At 62.9% G+C, this 14,901-nt stretch carries 17 protein-coding genes; 3 read left to right on the top strand and 14 right to left on the bottom strand.

Annotated features, from left to right (window positions below; genetic code table 11):
• Positions 1-40 precede the first annotated feature (40 nt).
• The 3 genes from clpA to FJ986_RS13935 all read right to left on the bottom strand — a co-directional run bounded on the left by clpA (position 41) and on the right by FJ986_RS13935 (position 3,445).
• A complete protein-coding gene (clpA, locus tag FJ986_RS13945; protein WP_140515345.1) occupies positions 41-2,509 on the bottom strand; it encodes an ATP-dependent Clp protease ATP-binding subunit ClpA in 2,469 nt (822 codons plus the stop codon).
• A 6-nt stretch (positions 2,510-2,515) separates the two neighbouring features.
• Positions 2,516-2,845: an ATP-dependent Clp protease adapter ClpS gene (gene clpS, locus FJ986_RS13940; protein ID WP_027051901.1), complete on the bottom strand. Its 330-nt coding sequence runs from the start codon at positions 2,843-2,845 to the stop codon at positions 2,516-2,518.
• A 270-nt stretch (positions 2,846-3,115) separates the two neighbouring features.
• On the bottom strand, positions 3,116-3,445 hold the full coding sequence (locus FJ986_RS13935; protein WP_140498728.1) for a phasin family protein: 330 nt from the start codon (positions 3,443-3,445) through the stop codon (positions 3,116-3,118).
• A 283-nt stretch (positions 3,446-3,728) separates the two neighbouring features.
• On the opposite strand from FJ986_RS13935, the gene FJ986_RS13930 reads away from it, so the two are divergent.
• Positions 3,729-5,162 carry a D-alanyl-D-alanine carboxypeptidase family protein gene (locus tag FJ986_RS13930; protein ID WP_140674617.1) on the top strand — a complete coding sequence of 478 codons (1,434 nt, stop codon included), beginning with the start codon at positions 3,729-3,731 and terminating at the stop codon, positions 5,160-5,162.
• A 47-nt stretch (positions 5,163-5,209) separates the two neighbouring features.
• Here FJ986_RS13930 and FJ986_RS13925 read toward each other — a convergent pair whose 3' ends face one another.
• The 3 genes from FJ986_RS13925 to FJ986_RS13915 all read right to left on the bottom strand — a co-directional run bounded on the left by FJ986_RS13925 (position 5,210) and on the right by FJ986_RS13915 (position 8,194).
• Positions 5,210-5,908: a DnaJ domain-containing protein gene (locus tag FJ986_RS13925; protein ID WP_181167300.1), complete on the bottom strand. Its 699-nt coding sequence runs from the start codon at positions 5,906-5,908 to the stop codon at positions 5,210-5,212.
• A gap of 375 nt (positions 5,909-6,283) precedes the next feature.
• On the bottom strand, positions 6,284-6,721 hold the full coding sequence (locus tag FJ986_RS13920; RefSeq protein WP_140498734.1) for a DUF1489 family protein: 438 nt from the start codon (positions 6,719-6,721) through the stop codon (positions 6,284-6,286).
• 69 nt (positions 6,722-6,790) lie between these two features.
• Positions 6,791-8,194, bottom strand: coding sequence for an L-serine ammonia-lyase (locus FJ986_RS13915; protein WP_140674614.1), 1,404 nt, complete (start codon positions 8,192-8,194; stop codon positions 6,791-6,793).
• A 175-nt stretch (positions 8,195-8,369) separates the two neighbouring features.
• Here FJ986_RS13915 and FJ986_RS13910 point away from each other — a divergent pair, with 175 nt between their 5' ends.
• Positions 8,370-9,089 carry a DUF599 domain-containing protein gene (locus FJ986_RS13910; protein WP_140674610.1) on the top strand — a complete coding sequence of 240 codons (720 nt, stop codon included), beginning with the start codon at positions 8,370-8,372 and terminating at the stop codon, positions 9,087-9,089.
• Here FJ986_RS13910 and FJ986_RS13905 read toward each other — a convergent pair.
• The 6 genes from FJ986_RS13905 to FJ986_RS13880 form a co-directional block, all read right to left on the bottom strand.
• Positions 9,062-9,859 carry a YdcF family protein gene (locus FJ986_RS13905; protein ID WP_140674607.1) on the bottom strand — a complete coding sequence of 266 codons (798 nt, stop codon included), beginning with the start codon at positions 9,857-9,859 and terminating at the stop codon, positions 9,062-9,064. The genes FJ986_RS13910 and FJ986_RS13905 overlap by 28 nt on opposite strands.
• Before the next feature lie 27 nt (positions 9,860-9,886).
• Complete coding sequence (locus FJ986_RS13900; protein WP_140674604.1) at positions 9,887-11,452, bottom strand: amidase family protein; 1,566 nt, start codon at positions 11,450-11,452, stop codon at positions 9,887-9,889.
• Positions 11,452-11,910: a GNAT family N-acetyltransferase gene (locus FJ986_RS13895; protein ID WP_140674601.1), complete on the bottom strand. Its 459-nt coding sequence runs from the start codon at positions 11,908-11,910 to the stop codon at positions 11,452-11,454. The genes FJ986_RS13900 and FJ986_RS13895 overlap by 1 nt, the downstream gene beginning before the upstream one ends.
• Before the next feature lie 7 nt (positions 11,911-11,917).
• A complete protein-coding gene (gene gatC, locus FJ986_RS13890) occupies positions 11,918-12,205 on the bottom strand; it encodes an Asp-tRNA(Asn)/Glu-tRNA(Gln) amidotransferase subunit GatC (RefSeq protein ID WP_140498745.1) in 288 nt (95 codons plus the stop codon).
• Between the two features lie 88 nt (positions 12,206-12,293).
• A complete protein-coding gene (locus tag FJ986_RS13885) occupies positions 12,294-12,710 on the bottom strand; it encodes a hypothetical protein (RefSeq protein ID WP_140515339.1) in 417 nt (138 codons plus the stop codon).
• Between the two features lie 20 nt (positions 12,711-12,730).
• The gene (locus FJ986_RS13880; protein ID WP_140515338.1) at positions 12,731-13,426 is read right to left on the bottom strand and encodes a metal-dependent hydrolase; all 696 of its coding nucleotides are present in this window, start codon (positions 13,424-13,426) and stop codon (positions 12,731-12,733) included.
• Between the two features lie 120 nt (positions 13,427-13,546).
• Between FJ986_RS13880 and ruvX the strand changes: the two genes are divergently transcribed.
• Complete coding sequence (gene ruvX / locus FJ986_RS13875; RefSeq protein ID WP_140560937.1) at positions 13,547-14,053, top strand: Holliday junction resolvase RuvX; 507 nt, start codon at positions 13,547-13,549, stop codon at positions 14,051-14,053.
• On the opposite strand, the gene FJ986_RS13870 is transcribed toward ruvX, so the two are convergent.
• Positions 13,971-14,312 (bottom strand): DUF6105 family protein, encoded by a 342-nt coding sequence (locus FJ986_RS13870; RefSeq protein ID WP_140656324.1) that lies wholly within the window; start codon positions 14,310-14,312, stop codon positions 13,971-13,973. The two genes, ruvX and FJ986_RS13870, sit on opposite strands and share 83 nt — an antisense overlap.
• Positions 14,312-14,860, bottom strand: a complete 549-nt coding sequence (locus FJ986_RS13865) for a hypothetical protein (RefSeq protein ID WP_140674598.1) — start codon at positions 14,858-14,860, stop codon at positions 14,312-14,314. The genes FJ986_RS13870 and FJ986_RS13865 overlap by 1 nt, the downstream gene beginning before the upstream one ends.
• Between the last annotated feature and the right edge of the window lie 41 nt (positions 14,861-14,901).

The following is a 14,901-nucleotide window of genomic DNA, read 5'->3' as shown; positions in this document are numbered from 1 at the left end:
AAAAAGCCCCGTCTCCGGGGCTTTTTCGAGGGAGTGACTATCAGCTCTTGCGCGGCAGTTGCGGCACCAGGCTGCGCTTGCCGCCGTCCTTGCCCTTGGGCTCGGGCTTCTGCGCGACGGCCTTCTTGACCGCCGGCTTCTTGGCCACTGCCTTGCGCTGCTTGGGGGTGTCTTCCGGTTCTTCCTTCTTGGGCTTCACCGGTGCCTCGTCGGCGAGCGATTCGAGCTTCAGGCCGGTCTCGCCGGTTTCCTTCTTCTCGACGCTGACGCGCACCGTGCCGCCCTTCTTGAGCTTGCCGAACAGCACTTCGTCTGCCAGCGGCTTCTTGATGTGCTCCTGGATGACGCGGCCGAGCGGACGCGCACCCATGCGCTCGTCATAGCCCTTGTCGGCGAGCCAGGCGATCGCATCCGGCGACAGGTCGAAGGTGACGCCACGCTCGGAGAGCTGGGCCTCCAGCTGCATGACGAACTTCTGCACCACCTGATGGATAACCGGCACCGGCAGCGAGCCGAACGGGATGATCGCATCGAGACGGTTGCGGAACTCCGGCGTGAACAGCCGGTTGATCGCCTCGACATCGTCGCCTTCGCGCTTGGTCGATCCGAAACCGATCGCCGCGCGCTGCGCATCCGACGCGCCCGCATTGGTGGTCATGATCAGGATCACATTGCGGAAGTCGATCTGCTTGCCGTTGTGGTCGGTCAGCTTGCCATGGTCCATCACCTGCAACAGGATGTTGAACAGGTCCGGATGCGCCTTCTCGACTTCGTCCAGCAGCAGCACGCAATGCGGATGCTGGTCGACGCCGTCGGTCAAAAGGCCGCCCTGATCGAAACCGACATAGCCGGGAGGCGCGCCGATCAACCGAGAGACCGTGTGGCGTTCCATATATTCCGACATGTCGAAACGGATCAGCTCGACGCCGAGCGAAGCGGCCAATTGCTTGGCGACTTCGGTCTTGCCGACGCCGGTCGGACCCGAGAACAGATAGGAGCCGATCGGCTTCTCCGGTTCGCGCAGGCCGGCACGCGCCAGCTTGATCGCCGAGGTCAGCGCGGTGATCGCAGTGTCCTGGCCGTAGACGACGCGCTTCAGCTCGATGTCGAGACCCTGCAGCACCTTCTCGTCATCGGCCGAAACAGTCTTCGGCGGGATGCGCGCCATGGTGGCGATCGTCGCTTCGATCTCCTTGATGCCGATGGTCTTCTTGCGCTTGGCCTCCGGCACCAGCATCTGCGAGGCGCCGGTCTCGTCGATCACGTCGATCGCCTTATCCGGCAGCTTGCGGTCGTTGATGTAGCGCGCCGACAGCTCAACCGAAGCCTTGATGGCTTCCGTCGTGTAGCGGACCTTGTGGAACTCCTCGAAATAGGGCTTCAGGCCCTTCATGATCTCGATGGCGTCCTCGATGGTCGGCTCGTTGACGTCGATCTTCTGGAAGCGACGTACGAGCGCGCGGTCCTTCTCAAAGAACTGGCGGAACTCCTTGTAGGTTGTCGAACCGATGCAGCGGATCGCACCCGAAGACAGTGCCGGCTTCAACAGGTTCGACGCATCCATGGCGCCGCCCGACGTCGCGCCGGCGCCAATGACGGTGTGGATCTCGTCGATGAACAGCACAGCGCCCGGATAATCCTCGAGCTCCTTGACGACCTGCTTCAGTCGCTCCTCGAAATCGCCGCGATAGCGCGTGCCGGCCAAAAGCGTGCCCATGTCGAGCGCGAAGATGGTGGCGTTGTGCAAGACTTCCGGAACATCACCCTCGACGATGCGCTTGGCGAGGCCCTCGGCGATCGCCGTCTTGCCGACGCCGGGATCGCCGACATAAAGCGGATTGTTCTTGGAACGGCGGCACAGCACCTGGATGGTGCGGTTGATCTCGGACTCGCGCCCGATCAGCGGATCGATCTTGCCGGCCTTGGCCTTGTTGTTGAGATTGACGCAATAAGCGGTCAGCGCGTCCTGCTGCTGCTTCTTCTTGCCGCCTTCCTCTTGCGGCTCGGCGCCGTTCGCGCCACCCTGCTCGTCATCGGCGCCGCGCGGCGAACGCGTCTCCGACGCGCCCGGACGTTTGGCGATGCCGTGCGAGATGTAGTTGACCGCGTCGTAACGGGTCATCTGCTGTTCCTGCAGGAAATAGGCGGCATGGCTCTCGCGCTCGGCGAAGATGGCGACGAGCACGTTGGCGCCGGAGACCTCTTCGCGGCCGGACGACTGCACATGGATCACCGCACGCTGAATGACGCGCTGGAAGCCGGCGGTCGGCTTGGAATCCTCGTCATAGCCGGTAACCAGATTGTCGAGCTCGGTGTCGATATAGGTGAGAACAGTGTGCTTCAACTCGTCGAGATCGACATTGCAGGCGCGCATGACGGCGGCCGCCTCGGTGTCGTCGATCAGGGCGAGCAGCAGATGTTCAAGGGTTGCATATTCATGGTGCCGCTCGTTGGCGAGCGTCAGCGCTTGGTGAAGCGCCTTTTCCAGGCCTTGGGAGAAAGCCGGCATGTTACCTCACTTCTTCTCCATCACGCATTGCAGCGGATGCTGATTTTGTCGGGCGAAATCCATGACCTGGGACACTTTGGTCTCGGCCACCTCGAATGTATAGACCCCGCACTCGCCCACTCCATGATTGTGAACATGAAGCATGATGCGTGTGGCGGCTTCGCGGTCCTTCTGGAAAAAACGTTCCAGCACGTGAACCACGAACTCCATCGGTGTGTAGTCGTCGTTCAGGATGAGGACCCGATAGAGGCTGGGTTTCTTGGTCTTGGTCTTTGTGCGCGTGATGACCGCCGTGCCGCGGCCGGCCTCATTGCCGTCGCCGCTGCCGTTCTGCATCCGTGCCCTGGTGGCAGTCAAACCGATCGTCACGTAATCCTGCCTCTTTCGAATCCTCATGCGAGTTCGACATGTAGGTGTTCGATGGACGATTTTAAGCCCTTCTGGTTAGCTGACAATATGGCTAGGTGCCCAACTTGGCCGATTTTCGCAATCGTGAAGGGGTGCCAGGCCCCTGAACGGAAATTGACATGAAAAAACCCGGCCACGCTGGCGCGGCCGGGCTCTGTCTTGGCCCAATGGGCCCAGATCTCGTACTGCCGAACGAAATTACTTCGCCTTGGCAACGATCGATTCGAACGGCTTGTAGGCTTCCTTGGCGAGTTCGGCATAGAGGTCGCCGATCTTGGTGGCCTCGGCGACGAACGCCTCATAGGACTGCTTGGCATAGTCGGACTGGACCTCGATCGCCTTGTCGAGCGACTTGGCCGAAACAATCTTCTCGAAAGCGGCGCTGCCGGCCTCGAAGCTCTTCTTGGTGTATTCGCCGGCCTCGGCCGCAATTGCCTGCGCGCCCTTGGACAAAGAGGCGAAGCTCTTCAAGCCGGTGTCGGCGAACTCTTTGCCGTATTTGCTGAAGTCCTCATAGGTCTGCGTCATTTCAATTCTCCCTGGACGGTTGATGCGCCCTGCCCCGAGCGCCTTGTGCAATGCACCCGAATATATTGTGCGGCGCACAAAAGTCAAGAAATCGCCAGCTTCCGTGCTGGCCCGTGTGGGCAATGGCTAAAATTCGAATAAACAGAGGCTCAAACCACCAGAAAATGGTGAACGCGGCGGTTACCATAAACGGATTGGTAACGCTGCCCGGATAGCTTGCCCGGAAGTGAGGCAGGATCCCTTTGCCGCCTCCAGCGCAACAAGAAATTCAAAGGAACTATCAGTGCGTCAGGCGTTGTCGGCCATCGTTTCCAAATCCGCGTCCCCTTTCAAAACGGTCATGATCATGGCCGTGGCGATGACCATCGTCGTTGCAAGTGCGGCCTCGTCGCTCGCCGCGAAGTCCGCGGCCATCGTGGTCGACGCCAAGACCGGCAAGGTGCTCTACTCCTCGGATGCCAACGCCCGGCGTTATCCCGCCTCGCTCACCAAGATGATGACGCTTTATTTGACTTTCGAGGCTCTGGCCAAGGGCAAGATCAGCCGGAACTCGCCGGTCGTCTTCTCGGCTCATGCCGCGGCAGAGCCGCCGACGAAGCTCGGCGTGAAGCCGGGCGGATCGGTGGCGGTCGAGACCGCCATCCTGTCGATGGTGACCAAATCGGCCAATGATTCGGCCACCGCGCTCGGCGAAATGCTCGGCGGCAACGAGACCAACTTCGCCCGCATGATGACTGCCAAGGCGCGGCAGCTCGGTATGAACGGCACCGTGTTCCGCAACGCCAACGGCTTGCCCGATCCCGGCCAGTTCACCACTGCGCGCGACATGGCAACGCTCGGCATCGCGCTGCGCGAACATTTCCCGCAATATTACGGCTATTTCTCGCAGCGCTCCTTCCTCTATGGCCGCCAGCGCATCAACGGCCACAACCGCCTGCTTGGACGCATCAAGGGCGTCGACGGCATCAAGACCGGCTACACCCGCGCTTCGGGCTTCAACCTGGTTTCGTCGGTTTCCGACGGCAACCGTCGCATTGTCGGCGTGGTCATGGGCGGCACCTCGGGCAGCAGCCGCGACAATCAGATGGCGGCCTTGATCAACACCTATCTGCCGCGGGCATCGACCCGGGGCGGCGGCGATCTGGTCGCAAAGGCCGATAGCGGCAACCCGGTGACGGCATTGGCCAGAGTGCTGTTGCCCAAGCACGACGCACCGACTCCGGACGAGAAGCCGGTGGCGGTGGCAAGCGCCGATGACGCGGACGAGGCCGTTGCCGACGACGCGACGGTTGCCCAGGGCGACAGCGATGTCGCCGACGATACCGCAGCCGAAGAACCCAAACTGGTTGTTCCGGCAAAGAAGGTGAAGACGGTTATCGTCTCCGCCCCCAAGGTCGCCACGGCACAGGTGGTGTCCGCTTATGCCGAGCCCGCGCCGGCCGTCGACCCGGTCAACACCGCGTCGGTGCCGTCGGGTTGGGCCATTCAGGTCGCCTCGTCGCCAAGACAGTCCGAAGCCCAGGCCTTCCTCGACAAGGCCACCAAGCAGGCGCCGAAGGTGCTGGCAGATGCCTCCGGCTTCACCGTCGCCTTCGACAAGGACGGCGTCACGTACTACCGCGCCCGCTTCGGCGGCTTCGGTTCCAAGACCGCGGCCTGGAAGGCCTGCACCGCCCTCAAGAAGAAGAAAATCGAGTGCTACGCCGTCCAGCAGTAGGGACGGCGTGGAAGATATCTCCCGGAAAATTTCTGCGTCGAAGGAGACTAGTTGTGATTGGAGAGCAAGACGTCCTTGGCTTCGTTGATCCGCGCCGCCAGGAAAGACGTGCCGCCGATATCGGGGTGCAGGCGTTGCATCAGGCGGCGGTGCGCCTTGCGGACATCCGCCGCGGCGGCCCCCGCTTCAAGACCAAGGACCTTGTAGGCCTCCTCCTTAGTCATGGCGCCCGGACCTGGCGCAATACCCAGCCCTTCGCCACTGTGCGCCTCAGCGTTTTTGCGCCAGACGGGAAATCTGCCGTCAAGATACGTCTCTAGCAGTTGCCGGCTCTCCGGGTCACCGGAGAGTTCGCGAAACAGCTGCAGCAATTCGGCTTTGCCCATCGCACCAAGCATCTTGCCTTCATGGCGGCCTGCCAGGATAAGGCCTTCAAGGCCGCCTGTATCGTGATCGAGGTCCATTTCCAGCGCCGCTGTGCGTACGGTCGAGCGTCTCCGCGCCGGCATCACGGCTCGCTGGTTCAGCCGCATCGAGCCGTACCAGGCAATCGCTGCGAGCAGGATGATGCCGCCGAGACCGCCGCGCCCGACCAGCAGCACGGCGCCGCCGATCAATGCCAGCAAAACCGGCCCAACCTTCCTCATGTCGCCTGCAAGCCTGCTCGGGTCGGCCCGCACGAAAGCCGTTGCCAGGCCCATCAGCACCAGCAGCAATGCGACGACAGCGATGATCGCGCCTATCATATTCCACTGCCCCGTGAATGCCCGGCGATCGGCCGGTTTTCCAGACTATTCCTGAACACGAGCATGCCGCCACCGGGTGTTATTTCTGCGCCGCAATCATGACCTTGCGCGACACATGGTCCGCATCCCACCACGCCGCGGCGCGATGTGGTCGGTGCGAGTGCGTCAGATATCGAAACCGGATGGTTCCTATCGCTCATGATTTTCAAGATGTGGCGTTGTCGCGACGCTTGCAAGTCCAACGGACAGCAACATTGAGGGCCAGCAACCGCAGTCCGCCTATACGGGCCGACCATGCCGCCAGATTGCCCCGGAGCAAGCCAACTGGCTGCTCGGAGCAAGCCAATGGGCTGCTCGGAACAAGCCGATAGTGATTTAGAGCAGGCCGAGATCGGCGAGCTCGCGCCGGAGTTTCGGCGGCATTTCGACCTGCCCCGGCTTGCCCTTGCCGAGATCGGCGGGTGCATCCGATGGCTTTAGATAGCGCCAGCCCTGAAAGGCGCGGCGCGGCTGCCAGTCGGTGCGCACCACTTGCGGATCCAGCATCAGATGGCAGCGGCCTATGCCCTCGTCATCGGTGAATGGCCGAATCTCGGTGATCAACTGGCGGCACTGGACGCTTCCCTTGATCACCCAATAGAGCGAGCCGCCGTCGGTAACCTCATCGGCGCGCGTCGGCACCATGCGGGTGGTGTGCCAATGCTCGGCCGGTTCGCCGGCACGGCGCCGCTCGTCGAGGCGGAACGCGATCCATTCTTCGAGATCCTCGACGCTGTCGCAGCCGACGCAGAGCTTTAGGAGGTTGAGAGCCATTGCCCAAGATTTAATCCGTCGCACGGATGCGTCAACGGCCTGAGCAAGTTCTCCACAGTGCCAGCGGGCTCAACACTCCACCACATTGACCGCCAGCCCGCCGAGGCTGGTCTCCTTGTACTTCTCGTTCATGTCAAGGCCGGTCTGGCGCATGGTTTCGATCGCGGCGTCCAGCGGCACGAAATGGGTGCCGTCGCCCTTGATGGCAAGCGAGGCGGCCGTCACCGCCTTGACCGCGCCCAGCGCATTGCGCTCGATGCAGGGCACCTGCACCAGCCCGCCGACCGGATCGCAGGTCATGCCCAGATGGTGCTCCAGCGCGATCTCGGCGGCGTTCTCGACCTGTTCGGGCGTGCCGCCCATGACGGCGCACAGGCCGGCCGCCGCCATGGCCGAAGCCGAGCCGACTTCGCCCTGGCAGCCGACCTCGGCGCCGGAGATGGACGCATTGGACTTGATGATGCCGCCGACGGCGGCTGCCGTGAGCAGGAAATCGCGAATGCTGGGCTGGTCGGCCTCGGGATGGAAATGCAGCCAGTAGCGCAGTACTGCCGGCAGCGTGCCGGCCGCGCCGTTGGTCGGCGCGGTGACGACGCGCCCGCCGGCCGCATTCTCCTCGTTGACGGCCATGGCATAGATCGACAGCCAGTCATTGGCGAGCAGCGGATTGGGCCGGTTCTGCTGCCACTGCTCCTGCAGCTTGTCGTGCAGTTGCCTGGCCCGGCGGCGCACCTTCAGCCCGCCCGGCATGATGCCGTCCTGCGACAGGCCGCGCTCGATGCAACTCTTCATGGCACCCCAGATGGCGTCGAGGCCGGCGTCGAGCTCATCGCGCGACATTTGTGTTTCCTCGTTGACCCGCTTCATCTCGGCAATGGAAAGGCCGCTCTTGCCAGCCATCTTCAGCATCTCGAGGGCGTTCTTGAAGGGATAAGGGACTTTTTTGCCTTCGGTCGTCACCGAACCCTTGGCTTTCATGCGCTGCAGCTCTTCTTCCGAAACCACGAAGCCGCCGCCGATCGAATAATAGATGCGCTTGAGCAGCAGGCGGTCGCCGGCATCATAGGCATAAAACGCCATGCCGTTGGCGTGGCCGGTGAGCGGCGTCTTGCGGTCGAGCACCAGGTCGCCGGCCGGATCGAAACGGTAGGAGGGGTGGCCGGGCGGTGAAATCAGCTTGTCGGCGGTGATGCCAGCGACAATGCCGTCCGCCTGGTCAGGGTCGACCGTCTGCGGCGTCTGCCCGGCAAGGCCGAGCATGACGGCACGGTCACTGCCATGGCCGATGCCGGTATAGGCGAGCGAGCCGTGCAGGCTGGCGCCGATGCGAGCAACCTTGGCGCCGGCCGGACGCGGCCAGTCGTCTCCGGCGATCTCGTCGAGGAAACGGCGGGCGGCCGTCATCGGTCCCATCGTGTGCGAACTCGATGGTCCGATGCCGATCTTGAACAGGTCGAAAACCGAAAGGAACACGCGCCACAATCTCCCGAAGCCGCTCTGGGACTACATATAGGAACTCCCGCGATGTTTCCGCTGTTTTGAACGGCGCGGCGCAGCGCCCGCCGACCTTGTTTGCTCCGGCAGCGACATGACCGTCGCTGCCGGCGGACGATCGAAGCAATCGCGCTGGATGTGATAGGTTCCGCCAATGGGCGATTCCCTCGATCTTTCGACAGCCGATCTCGCGGCGTTGGCGTTCTTCCTCATTGCGTGGGTTCTGCATACGCTCGCCTCGGACGGCGTGCTGGTCAGCCGCATGTCCCTGACAACGGCGATGAATGCGCAGCGTCAGGCCTGGATGCACCGGATGGCCGAGCGTGAGATCCGCATCGTCGACACAGCCATCATGGGTGGCCTGCAGCAAGGCACCGCCTTCTTCGCCTCCAGCTCCCTGATCGCGCTTGGCGGCTGCTTTGCCTTGCTCGGTGCTTCCGACCGCGTCCTCGAGGTGTTGAGCACCCTGCCTCTGGGCGGCGCCCCGTCGCGCCCGGCTTTTCAGATCAAGGTGCTGGGACTGGTGCTGATCCTGGCGTTTTCGTTCTTCAAGTTCGGCTGGGCCTACCGTCTGTTCAACTATTGCTCGATCCTGATCGGTGCTGTGCCGATCCCACATGGCGAAGCCTCGCGCAACCCGGTCACCGAAACGGCGGTGTGGAGGGCGGCGCAGATGAACATGCTGGCAGGCAAGCATTTCAACTCCGGCCTGCGCGGCGTGTTCTTTTCGATCGGCTATCTCGGCTGGTTCGTCGATCCGGTGGTGTTCGTGCTGTCGACGCTTCTGCTCCTGGCCGTTCTGGTGCGGCGCCAGTTCTTCTCGGCGGCGCGCCGCGCCGTGATCGGTCAGCCGCCAGGTGCGGGAAAAGGCTGATCGATACGGCCGGACAGCCAATAGGCGAACAGCCCTATCCATTCGCGGATCGCCATTGTGGCCGCCTGCAGCGCATCGGCCGGATTGTCGCGGAACAGGCCGATGCCTTCGCGTCCCGACGTTCGATAGTCGACCGGCCACGGGACGGTCGCGAAGCCGGCCTTGTCGAACAGCGCCTTGGCGCGCGGCATATGGTAGGCCGAGGTGACCAGCAGCCAGATTTCGCCCGGCTTCGGCGCTATCAAGGCGTTCGTGAAGACGGCATTCTCATAGGTGTTGCGAGATTTGCCCTCGAGGATCAGGCGCTCCGGCGCCACGCCGAGCGCGCCAAGCAGGCGCGGCGCGGTGGCGGCATCGCCCTCGCCTTCGAGGAACAATTCGCCATTGCCGCCAGAGACGACCACCTTGGCATCGGGAAAGCGCCGCGCCAGCACGGCCGTCTCGACCATCCGGTCGCCGCCGCTGTTCAGCTCATAACCGCCGCGCACCAGATTGATGCCGCCCTCGAAGCCGCCGCCGAGCACTACGATGCCATCGACTTTTTGCGGCAGCGGCGGGCGCGGAAAGCGTTCCTCAAGCGGGTTGAGCAGTAATGCGCCGAGCGAGGTCCAGGCCGAAAGCGCCAGAACCAAAAACGCCAGCACGCCGCCGATGGCTGCCAGCCGCCGGCGGCCGAAAAATGCCGCGACCAGCCCCGCCAGCAGCAGGAAGATCGTCAGGTTGAGCGGCTGGATAAAGAACCAGAAGATCTTCGAAAGATAAAAGAACATCCCTCACCCCTCAGATGAGAAACGATCCTACCACCACTTCTCCGGCTGGAACGTTCCGGCCGCCTGCTCGATGACAGCAGCGGTCTGGAACAGCGTCTCTTCCTCGAACGGCCTGCCGATCAGCTGCAGGCCGAGCGGAAGCCCTTTGGGATCGAGGCCGGCGGGCACCGCAATGCCCGGCAGGCCCGCCATGTTCACGGTGACGGTGAAGATGTCGTTCAGGTACATTTTCACCGGATCGGAAGCCATGTCCTCGTCCGCGATGCCGAAGGCGGCAGATGGCGTCGCCGGTGTCAGGATGACATCAACGCCGTCGGCAAAGACGTTCTCGAAGTCCCGCTTGATCAGATTGCGCACCTTCTGCGCCTGCAGATAGTAGGCGTCGTAATAGCCCGCCGACAGCACATAGGTGCCGATCATGATCCGGCGCTTGACCTCGCGGCCAAAGCCGGCGGCGCGGGTCTTCTCATACATCTCGACGATATCCTTGCCCGGGACGCGAAGGCCGTAGCGGACGCCGTCATAGCGCGCAAGGTTGGACGAGGCTTCGGCGGGCGCCACGATGTAGTAGGCCGGTAGCGCGTATTTGGTGTGCGGCAAGGAGATGTCGACGATCTCGGCGCCGGCATCCCTGAGCCAGGCAATGCCCTTCTGCCACAGCGCCTCGATCTCCTCCGGCATGCCGTCGACGCGGTATTCCCGGGGAATGCCGACCTTCATGCCCTTGATCGGCTTGCCGATCGCCGCCTCGTAGTCCGGCACAGGCCGGTCGACAGAGGTCGTGTCCTTCGGATCGACGGAGGCCATCGATTTGAGCAGGATCGCGGCATCGCGCACGTCGCGGGCGATCGGCCCGGCCTGGTCGAGCGACGAGGCGAAGGCGACGATGCCCCAGCGCGAACAGCGGCCATAGGTCGGCTTGATGCCGACCGTGCCGGTGAACGCGGCCGGCTGGCGGATCGAGCCGCCAGTGTCGGTGGCCGTGGCGCCCGCGCACAGGAAAGCCGAGACGGCGGAGGCCGAGCCGCCCGACGAGCCACCCGGCACCAGCTGCGCATTGTCCAGGGTGCGCGCGGTCCTGGTGCCGCCGGCCGAAACGAAGCCGCCATCGCCCTGGTGCGTCGTCGGCATCACCATCGTGTCAACGCGCGAACGCCGCCACGGGTTGACCACCGGCCCGTAATAGGACGTCTCGTTGGACGAGCCCATGGCGAACTCGTCCATGTTGAGCTTGCCCAGCATGACCGCCCCGTCGGCCCACAGATTGGAGGTGACGGTCGATTCGTAATGCGGCTTGAAGCCGTCGAGCACATGGCTGCACGCTTGGGTGTGCACGCCCTCGGTGCCGAACAGGTCCTTGATGCCGAGCGGAATGCCTTCCAGCGCACCGCCCTCGCCTTTGACCAGCCTGGCGTCGGAGGCCTTGGCCATGTCGCGCGCCTTGTCCCCGGTTACCACGACATAGGCGTTGAGCGCCGGATTGGCGCGGTCGATCGCAGCGAGATAGGCGTCGGCAATCTCGGTCGCGGTGATTTCCTTGGCGCGCAGCTTGGCGCGGGCCTGCGAAATCGTCAGTCGGGTCAGGTCGCTCATCAGGCAAGGCTCTTTTCGTAAAATACCGACCACTCGGAATCGGGATAATCCAGCACCGGACCGCAACGCGAGAAGCCGGAACGTTCATAGACAGCCCAGGCGGCAGGATGGCGATCGCCCGTCTCCAGCACCAGACGCTTCAATCCTTCCTCGCGCGCCAGCGCTTCGACACGCTCCACGATCCTGGCGCCGATTTTCTGGCCGCGATGAATGGGCCGCGTGTACATGCGCTTGACCTCGCCTATGGCACCGTCATGGCGCTTCAGCGCCCCGCAACCGATTGCAAGACCGTCGTCGCGGGCGACGAAGACCGTGGTGTCCCGGCCGGCCATCTGCTCGACGGTCAGATGATAGCAGTGTTCCGGCGGCGTCAGTTCGAGCAGCGTCTCGTTGAGCTCCGCGACCAAGCCGCGCACATCGTCCTGCAGCGGCGTCTCGATGGCGATTTCGATGGCCATCGGCCTGTTACTCCACGACCTTCGGCACGAGGAAGAAGTTCTCTTCCGTGGCAGGCGCGTTGGCGACGATGTCGGCAGCCTTGTTGCCGTCGGTGACGACGTCCTGGCGCTTCTTCATCCCCATCGGAGTTACCGAAGTCATCGGCTCGACCCCGGAAACATCGACCTCGTTCAGCTGTTCGACGAAGCCCAGTATGGCATTCAGCTCGCCGGTCATGCGTTCGGCATCTTCCTCGCTCACCGCAATGCGGGCGAGACGCGCGACGCGCTTCACTGTCTTGACGTCAACGGACATGTTTGTGCCTCGGGAAAACCAGCCCCGGCCTATAGCGGCGCCGCGCGCGGCGCGCAACATGTGCATGCCCACAATCGGGCAAATGGCCTCACGGCGGGGCCATGCCCTCGCACAGATAGTAGCTGCCGCTGTTGCCGCTCGCCTCGCTCTCGTCTTCGATGGGCCGGACGGAGACGAGATCGATCTGAGTCGGGCTCATCTGCGTCACCGAGAGCACGTCGGGAAAGACGTAGCCCGGCTCCTGGCAAATGGCCGTCACCGCCCAGCTCGGCGAGCGTGTCGCCTTGCTGATCTGCAAGAACTCGCAATTGTATTCGACCCCTTGCAGGCCATGGGCCGACAGCACGATGTTGCCGGCATCGATCAGCGTCTGCAGGGTGTCTTTCCTGGCCTGTGCGCAGAGCTCCTCGGACTTGAGGTATACCCCTTCAATGAAATCGTCCGCGGCAAGCGCCGGCGACGCCGCAAACAGCATCGAAACGCAAAGAGAGTTCCTCAAGCCCATGGTTTAATTCCGTTTTCAATTTATAGTGTGACCGCCTCGCCGATCCCAGGCACGACGACATTCACGCCCGAACTCTCCATTCCGGCGACGAATTTGTCGGGCGTCTGGTCGAGCAGGCCGAAAGTCGCATAGTGGCATGGCACGGCGACATCGAACTTGAAATAGCGGCGGCAGGCGAGAGCCGCGACAGCACCTCCCATGGTAAAGCGGTCGCCGACCGGCACCAGGCCGATCTTCGGCTCATGCAGCTCGTTGACCAGCGCCATGTCCGAGAAGATGTCGGTATCGCCCATGTGATAGAGCGTCTTGTCGTCCTGGAAATGCAGGACCAGCCCGCAGGGATTACCCATATAGATGCCGTCCCCATAGGACGAGGAATGCAATGCCTGGACAAAAGTCGTCGTGAACGGGCCGCAGTCCACCGTGCCACCGGTGTTGCCCTGGTTGATATTGTTCTGGTCGACGCCCTGGCCGCCGAGATAGCCGCAGACCTCGGGATTGGCGACCAGCATCGCTCCGGTCTTCTTGAGGATCTCGAGCGCATCGCCGACATGGTCTCCGTGACCATGCGTCAAAAGCACGTGGGTGACACCTTCGGCTGGGCCTTCCCAACTTTTCTTCCAAAGCGGATTGCCGCTCAGGAACGGGTCCATCAGGATGCTTGCGCCCGCCACCTCGATCTTGAAGGCGGATTGTCCGTACCAAGTGAGTTTCATCAGCGAGTTCCTCGATTTTTGTTCCGTCGGAGGATAGAACGGCGTCAGCTCAAGAGCAAAGTGTTACGGCCTCGCGTGTTCAAAACGCCGCGACGGCGCTGTCGGGTCAAAGGAAAACCGTTGGCTATCATTACCATCGAGGAATTGCCGGCACGGCTGGCCGGCGGCAGGACGCTTGCCGGGCTCGATCTCGGCGACAAGACCATCGGCGTCGCCGTTTCGGACCGTGGCTTTTCCTTCGCGCATCCGCGCCCGGTCATCATCCGACGGAAATTCTCGCTCGACGCGGCCGTGCTGCTGGATCTGCTGCAAAAGGAGAATGCCGGCGCGGTGGTGATTGGACTGCCGGTCAACATGGACGGCTCGGAAGGTCCGCGCGCGCAGAAATCGCGCGCCTTCGTACGCAACATGGCCGCCTTGAGCGACCTTCCCTTCCTGCCATGGGACGAGAGGCTGTCGACGGTAGCCGCCGAACGGACGCTGATCGAGATGGATTTTTCGCGCGCCAAGCGCGCCGGCAAGATCGATTCGGCCGCAGCCGCCTTTATTCTGCAGGGAGTTTTGGACCGGCTTCGCTCGCTCGGTGCAGCCGCTCGAACTGCACCGGAACCGCCGCCCGCCCCCTGATCCAGCCGATGATTTCACGCCGGCGGCGAAACGCCCAGATCGCCAGCAGCAGCAGGCCGTCGAATATGCAGGCTCTTCCCACCATGCCGGGAATGATTGTCGGGTCGATGCCGAGCATCTGGCCGTAGAGTTGGAAGACGAAATCATGCAACTGCCGGCTCAGCATCACGTAGCCGAAATTCATGTCGTTGAGCGACAGGTAGAACCAGCCCCAGAAAAGCGCCATCGGAGCCGCCCACAATGCGAAGATGTAACGCATCAGCGGCCTCCCTTCCGGGTCGGCTGGGGTCGGCCCGATATCAGCGAAAGCAGCGAATTGTGGGCTGCGGCCCTGGCCATGCTGTGCGCCGTGGCGTGGATTTCAACCTCATCCGATGTGGCCAGGGTGCGGCGCTCGGCAAGCATGGCGACATAGGAGGCCAGAAGTGCGGCCAATTGCACGGCGACGCCCAGGAACAGCCCGTTGATGCCTTGCGCCGCGCCTCCGACCAAGATCAGCGACAGCACGCCGGAAGCGCTGATGAAGGCGATGCGGGCAACGCTGTCGGCGCCCGGATTGCTGGCATTGTTGATCAGCGCCTCGACAAAAGCCCAGAAGAACAGCACCGCCACGACAAGCAGGGCCGTTGCCAGAGGCGCAACCACGACGATATTTTCGAGATCGACGAAGCGGGCGCTCTCGATCGTCACGCCCAGCACCCCAAGCGCCCCGGCCACGCCGCGGTTTCCATCGATGCAGATGATCGCCAGCAGGGCGAAAACGATCGTCCAGTGCAAGGCGAGAAAAGAGGTCAATACCTGTCGCATCGTGATTCCTGCTTCGACAGGAATGACAGTGGGCTTTGCCG

The organism is Mesorhizobium sp. B1-1-1 (genome assembly GCF_006442955.1).
Classification (GTDB): Bacteria; Pseudomonadota; Alphaproteobacteria; order Rhizobiales; family Rhizobiaceae; genus Mesorhizobium.
The sequence above is the reverse complement of the archived record's forward strand: the minus strand, read 5'-3'. Positions and strand labels throughout refer to the sequence as shown.